Below are 18,198 nucleotides of genomic sequence, written 5' to 3'. Positions count from 1 at the left end.
GGGTTCTTGGCCTCGCCACGGGTCCGAAGGACTCGTTGACTTATTTGTTTGTATATCATACAAACAATGGACGAGAGGGCAAAATGGCCGACAAGTCCGTCCAGACTGCTTCTGAAACGCCGACCGGCGATCCCAAGCACGCCGCCCGTGCGACGCGCTCGGCCGGGCGCCAGATGCGCTCCCGGCTGCTCGACGGCGCCAGCCGGCTGTTCAAGGAGCGGGGCCTCGCCGGAGCCTCGATCTCGGACATCGCTGCGGCCGCGGACGCCTTCCCAAGCCAGATCACCTATTACTTCCGCACCAAGGAAGCCCTGTTCGTCGAAGCTGCCTGCCGCGACATGCTGTATCTGGCGCGCGCGGCCGAACAGGCGGCGCTGCAGGCGCAAACGCCGCGGGCATACACCCGCGCACTGGTCGAGACCGTAACGGCAACGGATTCGGTCGCCTTCTTTACAGAAGCGCTGACGCTCACGCGCCGCCGCCAGGACCTCGCGCCTTTGGTGGAGCGCACCATCGAGCGGCTGCACGGCGAGGGGATGCGCGCCTATGCCGGCCAGATCGAGCGGCACGGCTGGAAAAGCTTGCGCGATCCCGACGCCAGCTCACGTCGGTTCTGGGCGCTTGCGATCGGCGTGATGGTCGAGGGCCATGCCATGGGCCGTTCGGCGGAAGAAATGTGCAGCGAGATGCTGCGCGTGCTGGGCGATCAGGCGACGACAAAGATCGCCGACGACAATACGCGACTGCGCCTTGTCGGCGACGGCGACGCTTCCGATTCAGTTTCACCCGACGGGGAGAACTCATCATGACCGCGCTCCGGATGCGTGCCCGCGACTTTCTGAACGAGGATCAACTGATTGCCGTCCGCCAGCGCGTGACGTGGAAGGGGGTTGCCCTGATCGCGCATGCGTGGGCGCTGATATTGGGATCGATCGCTCTTGTCGCATGGTGGCCCAACCCTCTCACCTTTCTGCTGGCGGTGGGCATCATCGGCTCGCGCCAGCTCGGGCTCGCGATCCTGATGCATGACGGCGCGCATGGATGTCTGTCGGCGGACGAGAAGGTCAACCTCACGCTCAGCCAATGGTTCTGCGCCTATCCGATCTTCGCCGAGACCCGCGCCTATCGGCGCTATCACCTGCAGCATCACGCGCGCACGCAGCAGGAAGACGATCCCGATCTGGTGCTGTCGGCGCCGTTTCCGATCACAGGAATGAGCTATCGCCGCAAGTTCGTGCGCGATATTACCGGCCAGACCGGCTATCAGCAGCGCAAGGCGCAATTCTTGAATGCGCTCGGTCCTAAGGAATGGCCACACGCGCAGCGCGCCGCGCATTTCTGGGAAAAACTTGGCCCGCAGCTTGTCGTCAACGGCCTGCTGTTTGCAGGTCTCGCCGCCGCCGGCGTGTGGTGGGCCTATCCGCTGCTATGGCTGTTGCCGTTGCTCACCTGGCAGATGGTGATCACGCGCATCCGCAACATTGCCGAGCATGCGGTTGTTCCGGATTCCAGCGATCCCTTGCGCAACACCCGCACTACGCGCGCGAATTTCCTCGAGCGGCTGTTCATCGCACCCTATTACGTCAACTATCACCTCGAACATCATCTGTTGTTCTACGTGCCCTGCTACAACCTGCCACGCGTCCACCGCATACTCAGTGAAAGCCGGTATGCTGTTAGCATGGAGGTGCAGCCGAACTACGCCGCCGTGCTGCGGCTCGCGACCGCCAAGCCAGACCACGAGGACCGCCCGGGCAAGCTGGTGAGCGGTGCACGCCGCGCACGAGCCGGGAAGGAGGTCGGCGGTGATCAGGCCGCAGGTGGCTTCTAGAGGTGGACATCTCCTTTCGCCCATAGGGTGCTTCCCTGGGCGACAATAGCCGTGAAGGAGCGAGCGTATGATCGATCTGACCACCTTGGCTGCTTATGCGGCGGTTGTGCTCGGCTTTGTATTCATTCCGGGTCCCGCCACGCTCCTCACCATTGCACGGGCAACGAGTTCGGGCACCAAGGTGGGCATAGCTACCGGCGTCGGGATCGCCGCTGGCGACGTGATTCATACCTTTATGGCGATCGTCGGCATCTCGGCGATCATTGCCACGTCGGCTTTGCTGTTCAGCATCATCAAATACATTGGCGCAGCGTATCTCGTTTACCTCGGCATTCGCGCAATCCTTGAGAGAACGCCGGCAAATCTGACGGCCGGCGCGCTACCAATCTCGGCCGGCAAGGCATTCAGGCAGGCTATTCTGGCAGAGGTGCTAAACCCAAAAACCGCGCTCTTTTTTCTCGCGTTCCTCCCCCAGTTTGTGGTGCCCGAAAACGGATCGGTCATGCTTCAATTGACGATGCTGGGGATCCTTTTTGTCCTGTTGGGGCTCGGCAGTACTGTGGTGTTTGCGGTGTGCGCGGGAGGACTGGGAAATTTTCTCCGTCGAAATCCCGCCGTGCTAAAATGGCAGGGCAAGGTAGTTGGCGGCATCTATTGCGCTCTAGGCGTCCGATTAGCGCTGCAAGAACGCTAAACCTGGCCGCCCCCGATTCCCAACCTTCCCCACGGCATGTCATCCCGCACCGCGGCTTGACATCCCCGCCTTGGTCAGTGTCTTACGGCCCCATTCGAATGAGGGAGCGCCGATGACGGCTGCATTTACTTTTCCGGGGCAGGGTTCCCAGGCGGTCGGTATGGGCACGGCCCTGGCGGAAGCCTTTCCGGCCGCGCGGGCGGTGTTCGACGAGGTTGATTCGGCGCTCGGCGAGAAGCTGACCGCCATTATCTGGGACGGCCCGGCCGAAACCCTCCAGCTCACCGAAAATGCCCAGCCGGCCCTGATGGCCGTCTCGATCGCCACACTGCGGGTGCTGGAGACCGAGGCGGGCTTTTCCGTCGGGCGGGATGCGGCCTTCGTCGCCGGCCATTCGCTTGGCGAATATTCCGCGCTGGCTGCGGCCGGCAGCCTCAGCGTCAGCGATACCGCGCGCCTGCTGCGTACCCGCGGCCTTGCGATGCAAAAGGCGGTGCCGGTTGGCGTCGGCGCCATGGCGGCACTTCTCGGGCTCGACTATGAGGCGGCGATGGCGGTTGCCGACGAAGCCGCGCAGGGGCAAGTCTGCCAGGCCGCCAACGACAATGGCGGCGGGCAGGTGGTGGTATCCGGTGACAAGGCGGCCGTCGACCGTGCGGTGGAAATCGCCAAGGCCAAGGGCGCCAAGCGCGCGATGTTGCTGCCGGTGTCCGCGCCGTTTCATTGCAAGCTGATGCAGCCCGCGGCCGATGCGATGGCGGAGGCGCTGGCCGGGGTGACGATCAAGGCGCCGGCCTCGCCGCTGGTGTCGAACGTGTTGGCTGCGCCGATCACTGATCCCGACGAGATTCGCCGCCGCCTGATCGAGCAGGTCACCGGCACCGTCCGCTGGCGCGAGTCGGTGGCCTACATGGCCGCGCATGGTGTCACGCGGTTCTTCGAAATCGGCGCCGGCAAGGTGCTGAGCGGTCTGGTCAAACGCATCGCCGACGGCGCGGTCGGCGTGCCGGTCGGGGGACCCAACGACATTGCCGCCGCCAAGGACGCATTGGCGGCTTCAGCCTAAAGCTCCCGGAAGGAGACATTGATGTTCGATTTGACGGGTAGAACGGCGCTGGTGACCGGCGCGACGGGCGGCATTGGCGGGGCGATCGCGCAAGCGCTGCATGGGCAGGGCGCGACGGTGGCGATTTCCGGAACGCGCCGCGAGGTGCTGGATTCGTTTGCCGGCAAGCTTGGCGATCGCGTCCACGTGCTGCCGTGCAACCTCTCCGACAGCGCAGATGTCGAGGCGCTGGTGCCGGCGGCGGAAGCCGCGATGGGGCAGGTCGATATTCTGATCGCCAATGCCGGCATCACGCGCGACAATCTTTTCGTGCAATTGCGTGACGAGGACTGGGACGACGTCATCCAGGTCAATTTGACCGCGACCTTCCGTCTCGCCCGCGCGGCAACCAAGCTGATGATGCGCAAACGCTTCGGCCGGATCATTGCGATCACCTCGATCGTCGGCGTGACCGGCAACCCCGGCCAGGCCAACTACACCGCGTCGAAGGCCGGAATCATCGGCCTGATCAAGACACTGGGCGCGGAATACGCCAAGCGCAACGTGACCGCCAATTGCATCGCGCCGGGATTTATCAAGACGCCGATGACCGACGCGCTCAATGACAAGCAGCGCGAGACGATCCTGACGAAGGTTCCTGCGGCGCGGCTGGGGACGCCGGAGGACATCGCGGCGGCAGCGGTCTATCTCGCCTCGAACGAAGCGGCCTATGTCACCGGCCAGACGATTCACGTCAACGGCGGAATGGCCATGATTTGAGCGAGTTATTGCCCCGATCGATGCGGCCAAAAGGCCGTTTTCCGGGGCGGGCGAGGCTTGTAGTCAAGGCTTGGGAAGTATGATAACCGAACCCTCGACGGATGGGCAAACAAGGCCATTGCAGGATTTTGAAACCCTGTATATTGGCGTGGCGACGCCTGCCGTTCGCCGGGGCTTTGTCGGCTACCACCGGGCCGAATCAAGACTATGCGCGATAGCGAAGGAAGTTTAACGACCACGATAGCTCGTAGCGTCTCTGTAGCGTCTTGGGGTCGGGTCCATTGGAACAAGCACGAGGTTGAACGATGAGTGAGATTGGCGAGCGGGTTAAGAAGATTGTGGTCGAACACCTCGGTGTTGAACCCGATAAGGTTGTCGACAACGCAAGTTTCATCGACGACCTCGGCGCCGACAGCCTCGACACCGTCGAGCTTGTGATGGCATTTGAAGAAGAGTTCGGTTGCGAAATTCCCGATGACGCCGCCGAGACGATTTTGACTGTCGGCGACGCCACGAAGTTTCTCGAGAAGAACGCGAAGAGCTGACGTCCCGGGCGGGTAGAGACAGAGCCGGACGGGCCGTTGTCGAACGGTCCCCCGGTTTCTTGTTTTGGGCCGCCGTTTTCGGGTTGGAGTTTTGATATGAGGCGGGTTGTCGTCACGGGGCTGGGCATGGTTACGCCACTCGGCTGCGGCGTTGACGCAACGTGGACGCGTATCCTGAGCGGCCAGAGCGGCGCCAAGAAGATCGATACGTTCGAAGTCGCCGATCTCGCCAGCCAGATCGCCTGTGTGATTCCGCGCGGCGACGGCAGCAATGGCACCTTCAATCCCGACCAGTGGATGGAGCCGAAGGAACAGCGCAAGGTCGATGACTTCATCATCTATGCGATGGCTGCGGCGCGCCAGGCGCTCGACGACGCCGACTGGCATCCCTCGACCGAGGAAGACAAATGCGCCAGCGGCACCCTGATCGGCTCGGGGATCGGCGGCCTGTCCGGCATCGCCGAAACCTCGCTGCTGCTGAAGGAGCGCGGGCCGCGCAGGGTTTCGCCATTCTTCATTCCGGGGCGACTGATCAATCTCGCTTCCGGCTATGTCTCGATCGAGCACGGCCTCAAGGGTCCCAATCATTCCGTCGTGACGGCGTGTTCGACCGGCGCGCATGCGATCGGCGACGGTGCCCGCCTCATTGCACTCGGCGACGCCGACGTGATGGTCGCGGGCGGAACGGAATCGCCGATCTGCCGGCTGGCGATGGCGGGTTTTTGCGCCGCGCGCGCGCTCTCGACCGGCTACAACGACGCACCGCAAAAAGCCTCGCGACCCTATGACAAGGATCGCGATGGATTCGTGATGGGCGAGGGCGCCGGCATCGTGGTGCTCGAGGAATATGAGCACGCGAAAAAGCGCGGTGCGAAGATCTATGCGGAAGTGCTGGGCTATGGCCTGTCGGGCGATGCCTATCACATCACTTCGCCAGCGCCGGATGGCGATGGCGGCTTCCGCAGCATGACCGCCGCGCTGAAGCGTGCCGGAATCTCAGCGTCCGACATCGACTACATCAATGCGCACGGAACCTCGACGCAGATCGGCGACGAAATCGAACTCGGCGCCGTCGAGCGGCTGCTCGGCAACGCCGCCTCCAAAGTGTCGATGTCGTCGACGAAATCGTCGACCGGGCACCTGCTCGGTGCTGCCGGTGCGATCGAGGCCATTTTCAGCATCCTTGCGATTCGCGACAACATCGCTCCGCCCACCATCAATCTGGAAAATCCGTCGGTGGTAACGGCGATCGACCTGGTGCCGCAGACGGCGCGCAAGCGCGACATTGACGTCGCGCTGTCGAATTCCTTCGGTTTCGGGGGGACCAACGCGTCCGTGATCCTGCAGCGCGTGGCTGACTAACAAGTGTTTAGAACTACTCCACCGTTTTGCCGTATTCGGCGATGACTTCTACATTGCGGGCGTATGCTATCGGCTGGGCAGAGGATTGCCCGGCCGCGATTGAACCGACAGGATTCAGGTTGCATCGATGAGTGAGAGGCCGCCCATTTCACCACGAAGCCCGCGCGCTGCGCTGGAGCCCGAGCAGGTGCCGCCGCCGCCGAAACGGTCGGAGCGCGCCCGCAATCCGTTCGTCGTGGTTGGCAATGCCATCTTCACCATCCTGATCATTCTGATGATCGGGGCGGGAACAGTGTACTATTACGGCAGACAAATTCTGGAAACGCCGGGCCCGCTTCAGGAAGACAAGATCGTCAACATTCCCTCGCGCGCCGGCAAGCGCGATATCGCCGATGCGCTGCTGCGCGAAGGCGTGATCAACGTCAATCCCTGGGTATTCATCGGCGGCGTGTTTGCGCTGAAGGCGAGTTCCGACCTCAAGCCGGGCGAATATTCCTTCCAGAAGAATGCAAGTCTGCGCGAAGTCATCGCCACCATCGTCGAGGGCAAGGTGGTGCAGCACGCCGTCACCATTCCCGAAGGCCTGACGTCCGAGCAGATCGTGGCGCGACTCACCGACAACGACATCTTCGCTGGCTCGGTGCGGGAATTGCCGCGCGAAGGCACGCTGCTGCCGGAAACCTACAAATTCCCGCGCGGCACTATGCGCGAGCAGGTGATCCAGCGCATGCAGCAGACCCAGAAGCGGGTGCTCGCCGAAATCTGGGAGCGCCGTAATCCGGACGTTCCGGTCAGGTCGCCAGAGCAGCTCATCACGCTGGCCTCGATCATCGAGAAGGAAACCGGCCGGGCCGACGAGCGCAGCCGCGTGGCCGCCGTATTCACCAATCGCCTGCGGCAGAGGATCAAGCTGCAGTCCGACCCGACCATCATCTACGGGCTGGTCGGCGGCAAGGGGACGCTGGGCCGGCCGATCAAGCGCTCCGAGATCACGCAGCCATCGCCCTACAACACCTATGTGATCGAGGGTCTACCGCCTGGGCCGATCGCCAATCCGGGCCGCGCCTCGCTCGAAGCGGCGGCCAACCCGGCGCGCACGCGCGACCTGTTCTTCGTGGCCGACGGGACCGGCGGGCACGCCTTCACCGAAACCTACGACCAGCACCAGAAGAACGTCGTCAAGCTGCGGGCGCTCGAAAAACAGATTCAGAACGATACCGTCGAACCATCAGAGGATGCACCGCCGCCAACTGCGGGGGGAGCACCGGCCGACACCAATCCAACCGCGACGACGCCACGGCCAGCGGCGCCAGCGAAAAAGCCGCCCCGTCCTGCGGCGGCACCGGCCCGCCAGGGTGCTGAGCAGTCGACCACGACGCCGCCGGTGGTTCAGCGCTGACCCCCGGCCGGCTCAGTCGGCGTTCCCGCCATCGCCGGAACGTAATTCCACTTTGGCGGAAATCGGCTTAAGGTCTCGCCGTTCCTTTCGAGTCTCGAAATCCCTGTCTTTTGGAGAGTATTACGCGATGGCGCTATCGAGCATGACCGGTTTTGCCCGGAGCCACGGCGCCAGCGGCCCCTATACGTTCGAATGGGAGTTGAAGTCCGTCAACGCCAAGGGCTTTGACCTGCGCTTGCGGCTGCCGCCCGGCTGGGATGAACTGGAAGCCTTTGCCAAAAAGCGCGCCGCGGAGGTGCTGTCGCGGGGCACGGTGTACGCCAACCTGAGCGTCAAACGCGCCAATGCGGTCTCCACCGTGCGCATCAATGAAGACGTGCTGTCCGCGATTGTAAGGGTTGCAGGCGAACTCGCCGGAAAAATCGACGCGGTGGCGCCCAGCATCGACGGGCTGCTCGGCATCAAGGGCGTCATCGAGGTCGTCGATCCCGAAAGTGACGAGGCGGAAGACAAGGCGGCAAGGGATGCGGCGGCCGCCGCCTTCGAGCAGGCGCTCGCTCATCTGGTCGAGATGCGGCGCCGCGAGGGCGTGACGCTTGGACAGATTCTCATCCAGCGCATGGACGAGATCGAGAGACTGGCGAAAAAGGCCGAGGCCGCGCCCGGCCGCAAGCCGGAGGCGATCAGGGCGCGCCTGGCCGAGCAGGTGGCGGCGCTGCTGGAGACTTCCGAGCGCTTCGACCCTGATAGGCTCAATCAGGAAGCGATTCTGATCGCGACCAAGGCCGACATTCGCGAAGAGCTCGACCGCATCGCCTCGCACGTCGCGCAGGCCCGCGAAATGATCGGCAAGGGCGGGCCGGTCGGACGGCGGCTCGACTTCCTCGCCCAGGAATTCAACCGCGAGGTCAATACCTGCTGCTCCAAATCGAACGATCTGGAATTGACCCAGACCGGGCTCGAGATGAAGAACGTGGTCGAGCAATTCCGCGAGCAGGTCCAGAATCTGGAGTGATGGATGGTGGCTTCTGGTTTCGACGGGGTTGAGCGGCGCGGGCTGATGTTCGTGTTGTCATCGCCTTCGGGCGCGGGCAAGACCACGTTGTCGCGCATGCTGATTGCCGAGACACCTGCGCTGCAGATGTCAGTGTCGGCTACCACGAGGCCGAAGCGGCCCGGTGAGGTTCACGGCAAGGACTACTTCTTTGTCGATCATACACGATTTGAGACGATGGTCGCCAACGGCGAACTGCTGGAGTGGGCAACCGTATTTGACAACCGCTACGGTACGCCGCGCGCGCCGGTCGAAGCGGCATTATCGTCCGGGCAGGACGTGCTGTTCGATATCGACTGGCAGGGCACTCAACAACTGCGCGACCGGTCGCCGAAAGATGTGGTCAGTGTTTTCATTCTTCCGCCGTCAGTATCCGCACTCGAACAACGACTGCACACACGCGCGCAAGATTCCGAAGAGATCATCCGCGGCCGTATGAGAAAGGCCGGCGACGAGATGAGCCATTTCGATGCCTACGATTACATTGTGGTCAATGACAATATCGGAATTGCCTTCGAAGCCGTGAAATCAATCCTGCGCGCGGAACAGTTGAAGCGAGAACGGCAAGTAGGCCTTTCAGACTTCGTTCTCGGATTGCGGCGCCAGTTGGAAAAATAGCCGCCGCTTTCGTCTCAGTTAAGTCTGCGCGCTGCGGGCAAGCCGGGACAGCATTTCCGTAACCTGCCGTTCCCGCTCCCGATCCTGGGGCGCGTGTCGCCGCTCCTGGGGTGCTCGCGGCCGTTCTTGAGGTACGCGCGGCCGCTCTTGAGGTGCGCGTGGCCGCTCCTGAGGTACGCGTGGCCGCTCTTTGGGCACGCGTGTTGTCCTTTCCTGGGGCACGCGCGGATGGTGCACGCCTTCGGTTCGCTGCAGCCGGGCCTCCTCGTCATGGAACATCGGTGGCGGCGAACGCCGCATGATCTTTGCAGAGTCCCACATCGCGCGCCGTTTGCGGCGCATAGCACGGCGTGCCCGCATGCGGCCGATCCTGACGATCGCGCTAACCGTGAGACCTGCCAGCGCGAGGGCAGCCGCCATCACCAGAAGCAGCATCTGCAACGATGCGGTCGGCTTTGCCGTCGCCGGCTCCGCTGAGGCAGCGGTAACCTGATCTGTTGCGGGCTGCTGCGCTTCCACGGCCTGCGGCGGCTGGTCTGCGGGCGCGTTGGCGGCGGCGACCTGGAGATCGGCTGGATTGCTTGAAGCACGCGCGGTGGGAGCGTCGTTCCAGCGCATCGTCGCCAGCGGTGCCGGCGCGAGCACGTTCGGCACGTTCGCGCGCTGGACATTCTGAGCGGTCGGCGCCGGGGCTGCACCCACCGTTCGCTCGACCTTGGCGGGCGAATTTGGATCAGTGCGGTTTTGCTGGGAGATCCATTCGGCACGCGCGTCGGCGACCGACTTGCTTGTGATCGCTGGCGCCTGCGCCGGAGCCGGTTCTGCGGCTGCCGACGACGGCGCCTGGGACGAGGCCGGCGGGGCGGCGCGCGCGAACTTGTCGTCGGCCTTCTCGCTCTCCTCCCGGAGATACCAGCATTGCCGTTTGGTGACGCGGTCGATGCGATAGTACCAATGACTGCCCGAGGGGGTCGCGCCCTTCGGCGCGGCGAGGCAACCGTCGGCGGCGGCCTGGGTCGCTGGCGTGGCGGCTTCCGCTGCCGTTGCTATGACTTGGGCCGAGAGATCCGTCACGGTGGCCAGATTGGCTCCTGCCACAATACCGGCAAAGAGGGCCGGGACGAATTTCACGGAACGGTTCGACATCTGTATCCCCGGCAACGCTACGCTACGCGACGCTTGATTGCCGCCAATCTGGTCAGAGACTTGGGTGGCAATGCGCCACAAATCCGGAGCGGATGGGGTATAATTGGGGCTCGCGCGCTGCCGCAATTGGGGCAGGCTAAAGCCATGAAAAATCGGTGGAAAATAGGGGCCTTTCTGCCGCTCGGGCGGTCTACTGTTTAGAAGCGGTCCAGCGTCCGGTACAGCCGTCCGATCGCACGAACGAACCGGAGCCACTGCGGCCCGAAAAACGGCCGGTACTGGCCCAGTTCAAACCCTGGAGCGATGTTTTCGATAGAGGCGGCCGACGCTGGATACGACATTGCGATCTCGCGGCGCGCTGCGCCCGAAGTTGTGCGATCTGCGATGCCCTCTTGAAAGCAGAGGGCGCAGGGAAAGCCGGGTGCCCTCAGCACCCGCAGTCGTGCGCAAAAATGCACACGGCGGACCGCAGGTGCGCCGGAACACCCGGCCTTCCCTGCGCGATGGTTTTACGGCTTATGCCGTGCTCTCCCCGGAGACGAATTCCTCTTGCCTCCGTCGCCGGCGAATTGGCGGCTCGCATCGCCCGGTTGGGCTTTGCAAACCTCCGCCGGCTTGACACCAGCAACGGGTGCCAGGACCACACGGTTTTGCCGTCCGCAGCTTCCTCGCGCCATACGCCTCGACCGGCCCGCATGCTGCCGGAAGAAGTTTCGACTGAGGCGTTTAAGCGTCGGTCGTCTACGCGGTGTGCCCGCTCACGGAAGAACCGCCCTGCGAACACCTCTCGCGCCCGACGCTGCCGCGTCCACCGCAACCCGTCCCAACGTTCGTGACGATGGCCAACGCCCCTCTTCTCGGGACGGGATAGCGGGAGTTGTAGATTTGATTTGGGTACCGCGTTAAGAGAAAAACTTCACGAGGCGCGAAATAAGTTTCTTGCCATGTCGGGCAAATCAGTGATTGGGGCGCGGGAGAAAATCGCGTGAGGGTGCAGACTGTTGAGTGCACTCAATTGAAACGTTGCGGATGGGGGTTCATGGCAAGTTAAGTGCAGTCCAGCACTGTCACCGTAATTTCACTGTCACCGTAATCCGAGCAGTACCCAGCCAGCCGGTGCTACCGTGGGTGGCGCGGTCGATTCGCTATGGCCGTCCGTTGCATTGTGCGCCGATCGTTGGGATGGGTGCGATGACGATTTATGGCTTCCGGAAATGGATTGGGCTGTTCCAAAGCACGCCAAGAAGCGCGTTAACTGGGGTGGGAAAATGCTCCTTGCCGAGGTGCCGCCCTTTGATTGGTCTGCGGCAGAGAGGGGCGAAGAGCATACCGGGAATGACGCACATCACGCGTGGGCGAAGGACTATTTTGCGGCGCTGGACATAATCAACAACTGGCGCTCATCGCATAACTTTCCGCTCAACACCTTTCATATCGGTCTCAAGCGCCGAGCAAAGATTATTGATCCCAAAGCGATCACCGCACAGAGGATTAAGCGTCTAGCCTCAATCGAAGCCAAGCTTCGTCGCTTTCCGACCATGACCCTCTCTCAAATGCAGGACATTGGAGGTTGTCGCGCTATCGTTGCAACCGCGCAGGGCGTTGCAAAATTATGCGAGAGCTACGCAGAGAGCGACCTAAAACATATCCTGCATGAGACTGACAACTACATCGACACGCCAAAGGATTCCGGGTACCGCGGCGTGCACCTAATTTATCGATATCATTCCGACAGAAGGCAGGACTACAACTCGCTGAAGATCGAGATGCAGCTGCGGTCGCAATTGCAACACGCGTGGGCGACGGCTGTTGAGACCGTCGGCGCATTTGTTCGTCAAGCTTTGAAGTCAAGTGTTGGCGAGCAAGAGTGGCTTAGATTCTTTGCCCTGATGGGAGCGGCGTTGGCGTTCCGAGAAAACACTGCGCCGGTCCCCGGCACTCCAAGCGGATACTCAGAGCTTGTCAAAGAAATCCGCGAGCATGCGAAATCTTTGGAAGTAGCAAGCAGGCTACAGGCCTTCGGCGCGGCGCTTCAGTATTATGAATCGAAACAATCCAAGAATACCCACTATTACTTAGTCGAGATTTCTTTAAACAGAGCGAATCGGAAAAGGCGACCGCAAAGTATTTGGAAGTCGAGAAAAAGATAAAGGATACCAGTCCAAATTCTGATGCCGTGTTGGTGTCCGTGGATTCAATGAATTCCCTTCGTCAAGCTTACCCGAATTACTTCTTGGATACGGGCGTGTTTGTAAACGCTCTGCGTGCGATTCTGGCGTCTCCGAGAGTTATCGGTAAAGGTCGTATCCGACAGACATAGATCTCAAGGCAGCGCTGCTCGCATAATCTTCGAGGCCGCCTTCTTGAAGAATTTGTTGTTATGGTGCATTCAATTGAGACGTTGTGGCTTCGTGGGCATCATTGGCAAGTTTAGTGCACCAATTGAGACGCTCGGCTCAAATCAAATCGCGGCAACCTGTTTTGCCGCATTAAAACTAGCACCAGTCTCGACGGGTGCCTTCTTCTTCAACGAAGAAGAGTTGTCGCTAGCCCGGTGAAAAAGCCACCGAACGTCTTCACAAGATTATCGGCTGCCTTTATACGCGCTTGATTTTCCTTTGTGTCTTTGAGGATCATGAGAGTACCCAACGCGATGAGAAATGACACTGCCATAAGCGCAATGACACCCGCGGCAACGTACGGCAGCAAGCCGGTAAGCTCAGGCTTCGGAGTCTCCGCCGCAAAAGCTGCTGTCGTCAGAAAGCTAGCCGAGGCCAACATCCATTTCAGTACATCGAAGTAATGCATAGCGAGCAATATGAGACCCGCTGTCCCACTGGCTGCAAACGCCCACCGTGCGGTCTGGTTTGCAACTGACGTGAGCCTTTCTACTGCATCCAACGATCGCGCAAACTCTTGATCAATTCGTACCTCGTACGCCACCTTTTCCTTTTCAGAGATATCCGATCTAATCGCATTCTCTCGCTGAGCTTCGTCACGCTCCTTAGTTATTCTGGTCACGCTTTTCTGATACGGCGTACGGCCGAGCATCGACGCAAAGAAATTCACCACCAAGGCAAGAACACCGATGAAGAACAGCCCGCCGAGAGTCGGTACTATGAAAATGAAGAGCGCTTTCGACATCTCTAATCGTATCCTTGGTACAATGAATGAGTGAATTTATCCATACTACTCTCGGGCGAGCCTAAGTCCACCCAGCACATCTACGGTCTCGCGTGCCGTGGCCGGTTTGCCTAGCGCTACGTGACGTCGGAAGGGAAGGCGCTGAAGCAGCAATATCAGTGGAAGCAAGATTACGGTGACAGTTCTGGACTGTCACCGTAGTTCCGCGCTGGCTAGGCGATCTCGCGGTGGCGCGCTATTCTTCTACTCCACGTTGTCTCGGCTGCAACAAACTGGTGACCCATGGACGGCGATCCCTCACAGATTCCGGTTGAGCCAATTCCATTCGAGCACGGCCTGACCCACTTTGCGCAGAGTCTCGCCCGAGGACAGGCCAAGATCGTCGCGATCGGATCGTCGACGACGGCGGGTAGAGGCGATATCGCGGCCTATCCGGGGCGCCTGCTGTCGTTCCTCCAGAACGGATATCCGAAGGCTAACATCGCCATGGTCAACAAGGGGATCGGCGGTCAGGAAGCGCCGATCGAGTTTGAGCGGTTCGATACCGACGTCATCGCCGAGAAGCCCGATCTGGTGATCTGGCAGGTTGGAACGAATGCGGTCTGGCAAAGCCCGAACTCCAATCCTCCACCTCCGTCCTTCGACGAAACCACCAGCGCTATCCGCGATGGACTGGTCAAACTGCGCAGCCAGACACAGGCCGACGTCATCCTGATGGACCTCCAATATGTGCCGGCCGTGCTGACCCCGGCCAAGAAGGACAAGGCGATCGCGATGGTCGGGGCGATCAGCGAACTGGCGCGGGACGCCGGCGTCAATGTGTTCCGCCGGTTCGCATTCATGAAGGGCTTGTATCAGGTTGAGCAGGTCTCGTTCGACCGGATGGTCGACCCGACGGATGAGCACAGGCTGCACGACAGCGACTGGGTCACGCATCGTGTGGCGTGGGCGATGAGGCTCGCGATCGTCGGCGGCGTCGACAAGGCACGGTCATCGGTAGCCATGCCTTCGCGACCATCACCGGCAAGTTAAGCGTACTGGACCGCAATTCTGGACAGAGGAGTCCGGAAAACACGCAAGTGATTTGCCTGTCCGGCAAGGTAACATTAGTTCGGGCGTTGAAACGCGCCGATGAAGGCCATAGCCACATTGACCTCCTTATCTGGGCTTGGCGCCGAGCAGGATTGGCACCGTGTCGCGAAGCTTGAGTGACTTCACTATGTCCTGAGTGGTGCCCTTGTATTTCTTGAAATGATCGGTTTCGAGGTGTGCGTTGTACGCTTCCACATCAGCGTACATCTCGAAGACAAAGACGCGAGCTGGATTCTCCTTGTCGGTCACGGCATACAAAGCCAGCACTCCGGGTTCGAGCCGGAGAGCCGCTTCAATCTGCTCTTTCACTGCCGCCCTGTAGACCTCGAGACGAGCCGGATCGATCTCGATTTCCGCCACTCGCACGTAAGGCTCTTTGCTATCCTGAGCGATAGCTGGCGCACATCCTAGCGCCAGTATAGCGGCACCGAGGGCGAGAAGTTGCCGGATCTCCATTTCACTCTCCGTCGCCCGCGCGCCTGAAACAGCGGGTCCACGCGAACGGACCGGCCGCGACAGCGGCGACTGCTCCCCGGCGCGAGTATGTGCTGACCGTCATCCTAGCGAGGCCGCTTCTCGATCACGTCCTTGACGACCGGCGCGGCGGAGAACGCGTTCGGCCAGCCGGTATAGAAGGCGAGATGGCCGAGCAGCTCCCCGGCTTCTTCCCGCTTCAATCCGTTATCCATCGCGCGATTGAGGTGGTACGTGATTTGAGCGACTTGTCCGGTTGCGACGAGAGCGCTGACCGTGACCAGACTGCGGTCCCGCGGAGCCAGGCCCGGCCTCAGCCAGAGATCGCGGAACAGCACGTCGGTCGTGTATTGGACGAGGCTCGGAGTGATCTGGCCGAACTGCTGTTCGACGCGCGACGCGCGCTGTGACTCCGCCGCCTCGTCCAGGGGAAGTTGCGGCCCGGAAGCCGGCGGGACCTGGTCCGCTCCGATGTTGCGGTTCGCGAAAACCTCCCTCGCGGGCGGAATCGCGTTCATTGCGTTCGCCCAACCGGTATAAAAGGCCAAGTGCGTGATGATCTCCGAGATCTCCGCGGGCTTTACGCCATTGTCGATCGCGAGATTGAGATAGTTTGGCAACTCGACCGTCTGGTCGCGGGCAATGAGCGCGGCGACGGTGACGATACTACGATCCCGGGGAGAAAGACCGGGCCGCTTCCAGAGGTCACCCAGCACGATACCTTGCGCGTATCTTTCGAGCGCGGGCGCGACGGCCCGAATGTCCTGGGATGTGAGCATCGGCTTTGCTCCTTCCGGGGTTGTCGGTGTCTGCGCCATCGCTTGACCAAACAGGCAGAATAGGGCCGCAGCGGCAAGCACTCTCATGGACACTCTCCTCGTTGGTGGATGCGCGCAGAGACGGGAGCGATACGAACGTGTTCACAGCTCCTGGCGAGTAGGCGGATCGAGGAATTCATTGGAGTCCACATTGACCCTGTCTCCTTACCGAAACGCCGCCGGGCCCGATTGCTGATCCGAACCTAAGCCTTCCGTCGTTCCTTGATTAGGTGATAGAAGCTAACTGCAATCATTAATCAGGCTTATCAATGAAACGCGAAGACGCGAGCGACCTCCTCGCCTTCCTTGCGGTGGCGCGGGAGCGCAGTTTCACCCGGGCTGCCGCGAAGCTCGGAATGACCCAATCGGCGCTCAGCCAGATCATTCGCAGCCTGGAGGACCGATTAGGCCTCAGGCTGTTGAACCGGACGACGCGCAGCGTGACACCAACGCAGGCCGGAGAACGGCTGTTCCTAAGTATCGGTCCCAAGTTCAACGAGATGGACGCAGAGCTTGCTGCACTGAGCGAACTCCGCGAAAGGCCGGCCGGGACCATCCGCCTTACCGCGACAGAGTATGCTGCCACAGAAATTTTGCTGCCTGCCTTGCGCAAGATCCTACCGAAGTATCCTGAGATTCACGTCGAGGTGATTATCGACTACGGGCTCACCAACATCGTGGCGCAGCAGGTAGATGCAGGTATCCGGCCAGGCGAACTTGTTGCAAAGGATATGATCGCGGTTCGGGTCAGTCCCGATTTGCGAATGGCCGTCGTAGGCTCGCCGTCTTATTTCGCTGATCGCAAGCGGCCCCGGACACCACAGGACCTGACAGGCCACAACTGCCTCAACCTTCGCCTGCCGACCCATGGCGGCAGCCTTTACGCCTGGGAATTCGAGAAGAACGGGCGAGAGGTCAACGTTCGTGTTGAAGGCCAGCTTGTGTTCAACAGCGCGGGCCTCCTCCTGGAAGGAGCTCTGCGGGGCTTCGGGCTAGCCTACCTCACCGAAGGCCACGTGCAGCCGTATATTTCGAGGGGGCAACTTGTCCGCGTTCTTTCGGATTGGTGCCCGCCATTCTCCGGGTATCACCTGTACTATCCCAGCCGGCGACAAGTTTCCCCGGCGTTCTCATTGATTGTGGATGCGCTTCGCTTCCGAGGATAAGTCGGATAGGACGAAAGACGCTGGCGCGCCCGTCGGACTGGACCGAGAAGGTCTACGGACATCATCGCCAATGCCGACCTCCATCATGGAGATAAACGTGGCACAGAATATCTACGACAATCCCGATTTCTTCGCGGGCTACAGCCAGTTGCCTCGCCAAGTGCATGGGCTGGGTGGCGCGCCTGAATGGCCGGCTGTCCAGGCCATGCTGCCCGCGCTAGCCGGCAAGCGCGCGGCCGATCTGGGCTGCGGCTTCGGCTGGGTCTCGCGCTGGATGCGCGCGCAGGGCGCGGTCTCGGTGCTTGGCCTCGATCTGTCGCAGAACATGATCGCGCGCGCCAAGCTCGATACCTCGGACCCGGCCATCGAATATCTGCTCGCCGATCTCGAGAGACTCGAACTGCCCGAAGCGGCTTTCGACCTCGTCTACAGCGCCTTGACCTTTCACTATGTCGAGGATTTCCGGCGCCTCACGCGCATGATCCACAAGGCGCTGGTCGGCGGCGGAGATCTGGTCTTCACGATCGAGCATCCGATCTTCATGGCTGCGGCGCATCCGCATTGGATCGCCGACGAAGACGGCCGCAAGACCTGGCCGGTTAACGGCTACTCGGTCGAGGGCGAGCGCCGCACGGACTGGTTCGCCAACGATGTGCTGAAGTATCACCGGACCCTTGGCACGACGCTCAACACGCTGATTGATGCGGGCTTCGAGTTGCGCCGGGTCGAGGAATTCGCCCCGACGCGCGAACAGATCGAGCGCTCGCCCGAATTGGCGGAAGAGCTGGAGCGGCCGATGATGCTCCTGGTCTCAGCGCGAAAGACGGAAACGCGGTAAAGGTCGAGCCGCCCGTGCCGCATGACACGGTACCCGACAATTTATTTGCGATGAGCGGCTTCAATGAAGCCGCTGCCGGTCCCTCAACTCAAATGCCGCCACCTGAGCCAAAACCGAGAAGTTCCCGTCGGGACCGCTCAGGAACTGCTATTGAGGCGGGCCCGGCTCGCTGAAACCGCAGCGCATATGAGC

General features: G+C 61.3%; 18 protein-coding genes. 14 read left to right on the top strand and 4 right to left on the bottom strand.

Annotation, left to right across the window (positions count from 1 at the left end; all coding sequences use genetic code 11):
• Window positions 1-83 precede the first annotated feature (83 nt).
• The 10 genes from CP49_RS17610 to gmk all read left to right on the top strand — a co-directional run bounded on the left by CP49_RS17610 (window position 84) and on the right by gmk (window position 9,328).
• Window positions 84-809 (top strand): TetR/AcrR family transcriptional regulator C-terminal domain-containing protein, encoded by a 726-nt coding sequence (locus tag CP49_RS17610; RefSeq protein WP_057851459.1) that lies wholly within the window; start codon window positions 84-86, stop codon window positions 807-809.
• Window positions 806-1,831 (top strand): fatty acid desaturase family protein, encoded by a 1,026-nt coding sequence (locus tag CP49_RS17605; RefSeq protein ID WP_057851458.1) that lies wholly within the window; start codon window positions 806-808, stop codon window positions 1,829-1,831. Before CP49_RS17610 ends, CP49_RS17605 begins: the two co-directional genes overlap by 4 nt.
• Window positions 1,832-1,898: 67 nt before the next feature.
• Window positions 1,899-2,525, top strand: coding sequence for a LysE family translocator (locus CP49_RS17600; protein WP_057851457.1), 627 nt, complete (start codon window positions 1,899-1,901; stop codon window positions 2,523-2,525).
• Between the two features lie 112 nt (window positions 2,526-2,637).
• Window positions 2,638-3,591, top strand: coding sequence for an ACP S-malonyltransferase (gene fabD / locus CP49_RS17595; protein ID WP_057851456.1), 954 nt, complete (start codon window positions 2,638-2,640; stop codon window positions 3,589-3,591).
• A 21-nt stretch (window positions 3,592-3,612) separates the two neighbouring features.
• Window positions 3,613-4,350: a 3-oxoacyl-[acyl-carrier-protein] reductase gene (gene fabG, locus CP49_RS17590; RefSeq protein ID WP_057851455.1), complete on the top strand. Its 738-nt coding sequence runs from the start codon at window positions 3,613-3,615 to the stop codon at window positions 4,348-4,350.
• 305 nt (window positions 4,351-4,655) lie between these two features.
• Window positions 4,656-4,895, top strand: coding sequence for an acyl carrier protein (locus tag CP49_RS17585; protein ID WP_008969609.1), 240 nt, complete (start codon window positions 4,656-4,658; stop codon window positions 4,893-4,895).
• A 96-nt stretch (window positions 4,896-4,991) separates the two neighbouring features.
• The gene (fabF, locus tag CP49_RS17580) at window positions 4,992-6,257 is read left to right on the top strand and encodes a beta-ketoacyl-ACP synthase II (protein WP_057851454.1); all 1,266 of its coding nucleotides are present in this window, start codon (window positions 4,992-4,994) and stop codon (window positions 6,255-6,257) included.
• A gap of 127 nt (window positions 6,258-6,384) precedes the next feature.
• Window positions 6,385-7,656 (top strand): endolytic transglycosylase MltG, encoded by a 1,272-nt coding sequence (gene mltG, locus CP49_RS17575; RefSeq protein ID WP_057851453.1) that lies wholly within the window; start codon window positions 6,385-6,387, stop codon window positions 7,654-7,656.
• A gap of 127 nt (window positions 7,657-7,783) precedes the next feature.
• Window positions 7,784-8,671, top strand: a complete 888-nt coding sequence (locus CP49_RS17570) for a YicC/YloC family endoribonuclease (RefSeq protein ID WP_057851452.1) — start codon at window positions 7,784-7,786, stop codon at window positions 8,669-8,671.
• A 3-nt stretch (window positions 8,672-8,674) separates the two neighbouring features.
• Window positions 8,675-9,328, top strand: a complete 654-nt coding sequence (gene gmk, locus CP49_RS17565) for a guanylate kinase (protein ID WP_057851451.1) — start codon at window positions 8,675-8,677, stop codon at window positions 9,326-9,328.
• An 18-nt stretch (window positions 9,329-9,346) separates the two neighbouring features.
• Here gmk and CP49_RS17560 read toward each other — a convergent pair whose 3' ends face one another.
• Window positions 9,347-10,474, bottom strand: coding sequence for a hypothetical protein (locus tag CP49_RS17560; protein WP_057851450.1), 1,128 nt, complete (start codon window positions 10,472-10,474; stop codon window positions 9,347-9,349).
• 1,124 nt (window positions 10,475-11,598) lie between these two features.
• On the opposite strand from CP49_RS17560, the gene CP49_RS17555 reads away from it, so the two are divergent.
• On the top strand, window positions 11,599-12,624 hold the full coding sequence (locus CP49_RS17555) for a RelA/SpoT domain-containing protein (RefSeq protein WP_156438495.1): 1,026 nt from the start codon (window positions 11,599-11,601) through the stop codon (window positions 12,622-12,624).
• A gap of 376 nt (window positions 12,625-13,000) precedes the next feature.
• Here the strand turns inward: CP49_RS17555 and CP49_RS17550 are convergent, their stop codons facing one another.
• On the bottom strand, window positions 13,001-13,618 hold the full coding sequence (locus tag CP49_RS17550) for a hypothetical protein (protein WP_057851448.1): 618 nt from the start codon (window positions 13,616-13,618) through the stop codon (window positions 13,001-13,003).
• Between the two features lie 282 nt (window positions 13,619-13,900).
• Between CP49_RS17550 and CP49_RS17545 the strand changes: the two genes are divergently transcribed.
• Window positions 13,901-14,650 (top strand): SGNH/GDSL hydrolase family protein, encoded by a 750-nt coding sequence (locus CP49_RS17545; protein ID WP_057851447.1) that lies wholly within the window; start codon window positions 13,901-13,903, stop codon window positions 14,648-14,650.
• 126 nt (window positions 14,651-14,776) lie between these two features.
• On the opposite strand, the gene CP49_RS17540 is transcribed toward CP49_RS17545, so the two are convergent.
• Window positions 14,777-15,166: a putative quinol monooxygenase gene (locus tag CP49_RS17540; protein ID WP_057851446.1), complete on the bottom strand. Its 390-nt coding sequence runs from the start codon at window positions 15,164-15,166 to the stop codon at window positions 14,777-14,779.
• A 104-nt stretch (window positions 15,167-15,270) separates the two neighbouring features.
• Complete coding sequence (locus CP49_RS17535; RefSeq protein WP_057851445.1) at window positions 15,271-16,050, bottom strand: carboxymuconolactone decarboxylase family protein; 780 nt, start codon at window positions 16,048-16,050, stop codon at window positions 15,271-15,273.
• A 221-nt stretch (window positions 16,051-16,271) separates the two neighbouring features.
• On the opposite strand from CP49_RS17535, the gene CP49_RS17530 reads away from it, so the two are divergent.
• Window positions 16,272-17,168, top strand: a complete 897-nt coding sequence (locus CP49_RS17530; protein WP_057851444.1) for a LysR family transcriptional regulator — start codon at window positions 16,272-16,274, stop codon at window positions 17,166-17,168.
• Between the two features lie 97 nt (window positions 17,169-17,265).
• Complete coding sequence (locus CP49_RS17525) at window positions 17,266-18,006, top strand: class I SAM-dependent methyltransferase (protein ID WP_057851559.1); 741 nt, start codon at window positions 17,266-17,268, stop codon at window positions 18,004-18,006.
• Window positions 18,007-18,198: the final 192 nt, after the last annotated feature.

It is taken from the genome of Bradyrhizobium valentinum (genome assembly GCF_001440405.1).
In the GTDB taxonomy this organism is placed as follows: Bacteria; Pseudomonadota; Alphaproteobacteria; order Rhizobiales; family Xanthobacteraceae; genus Bradyrhizobium; species Bradyrhizobium valentinum.
Note: the sequence above shows the minus strand (reverse complement) of the source record. Positions and strands in the feature narration are given on the sequence as shown.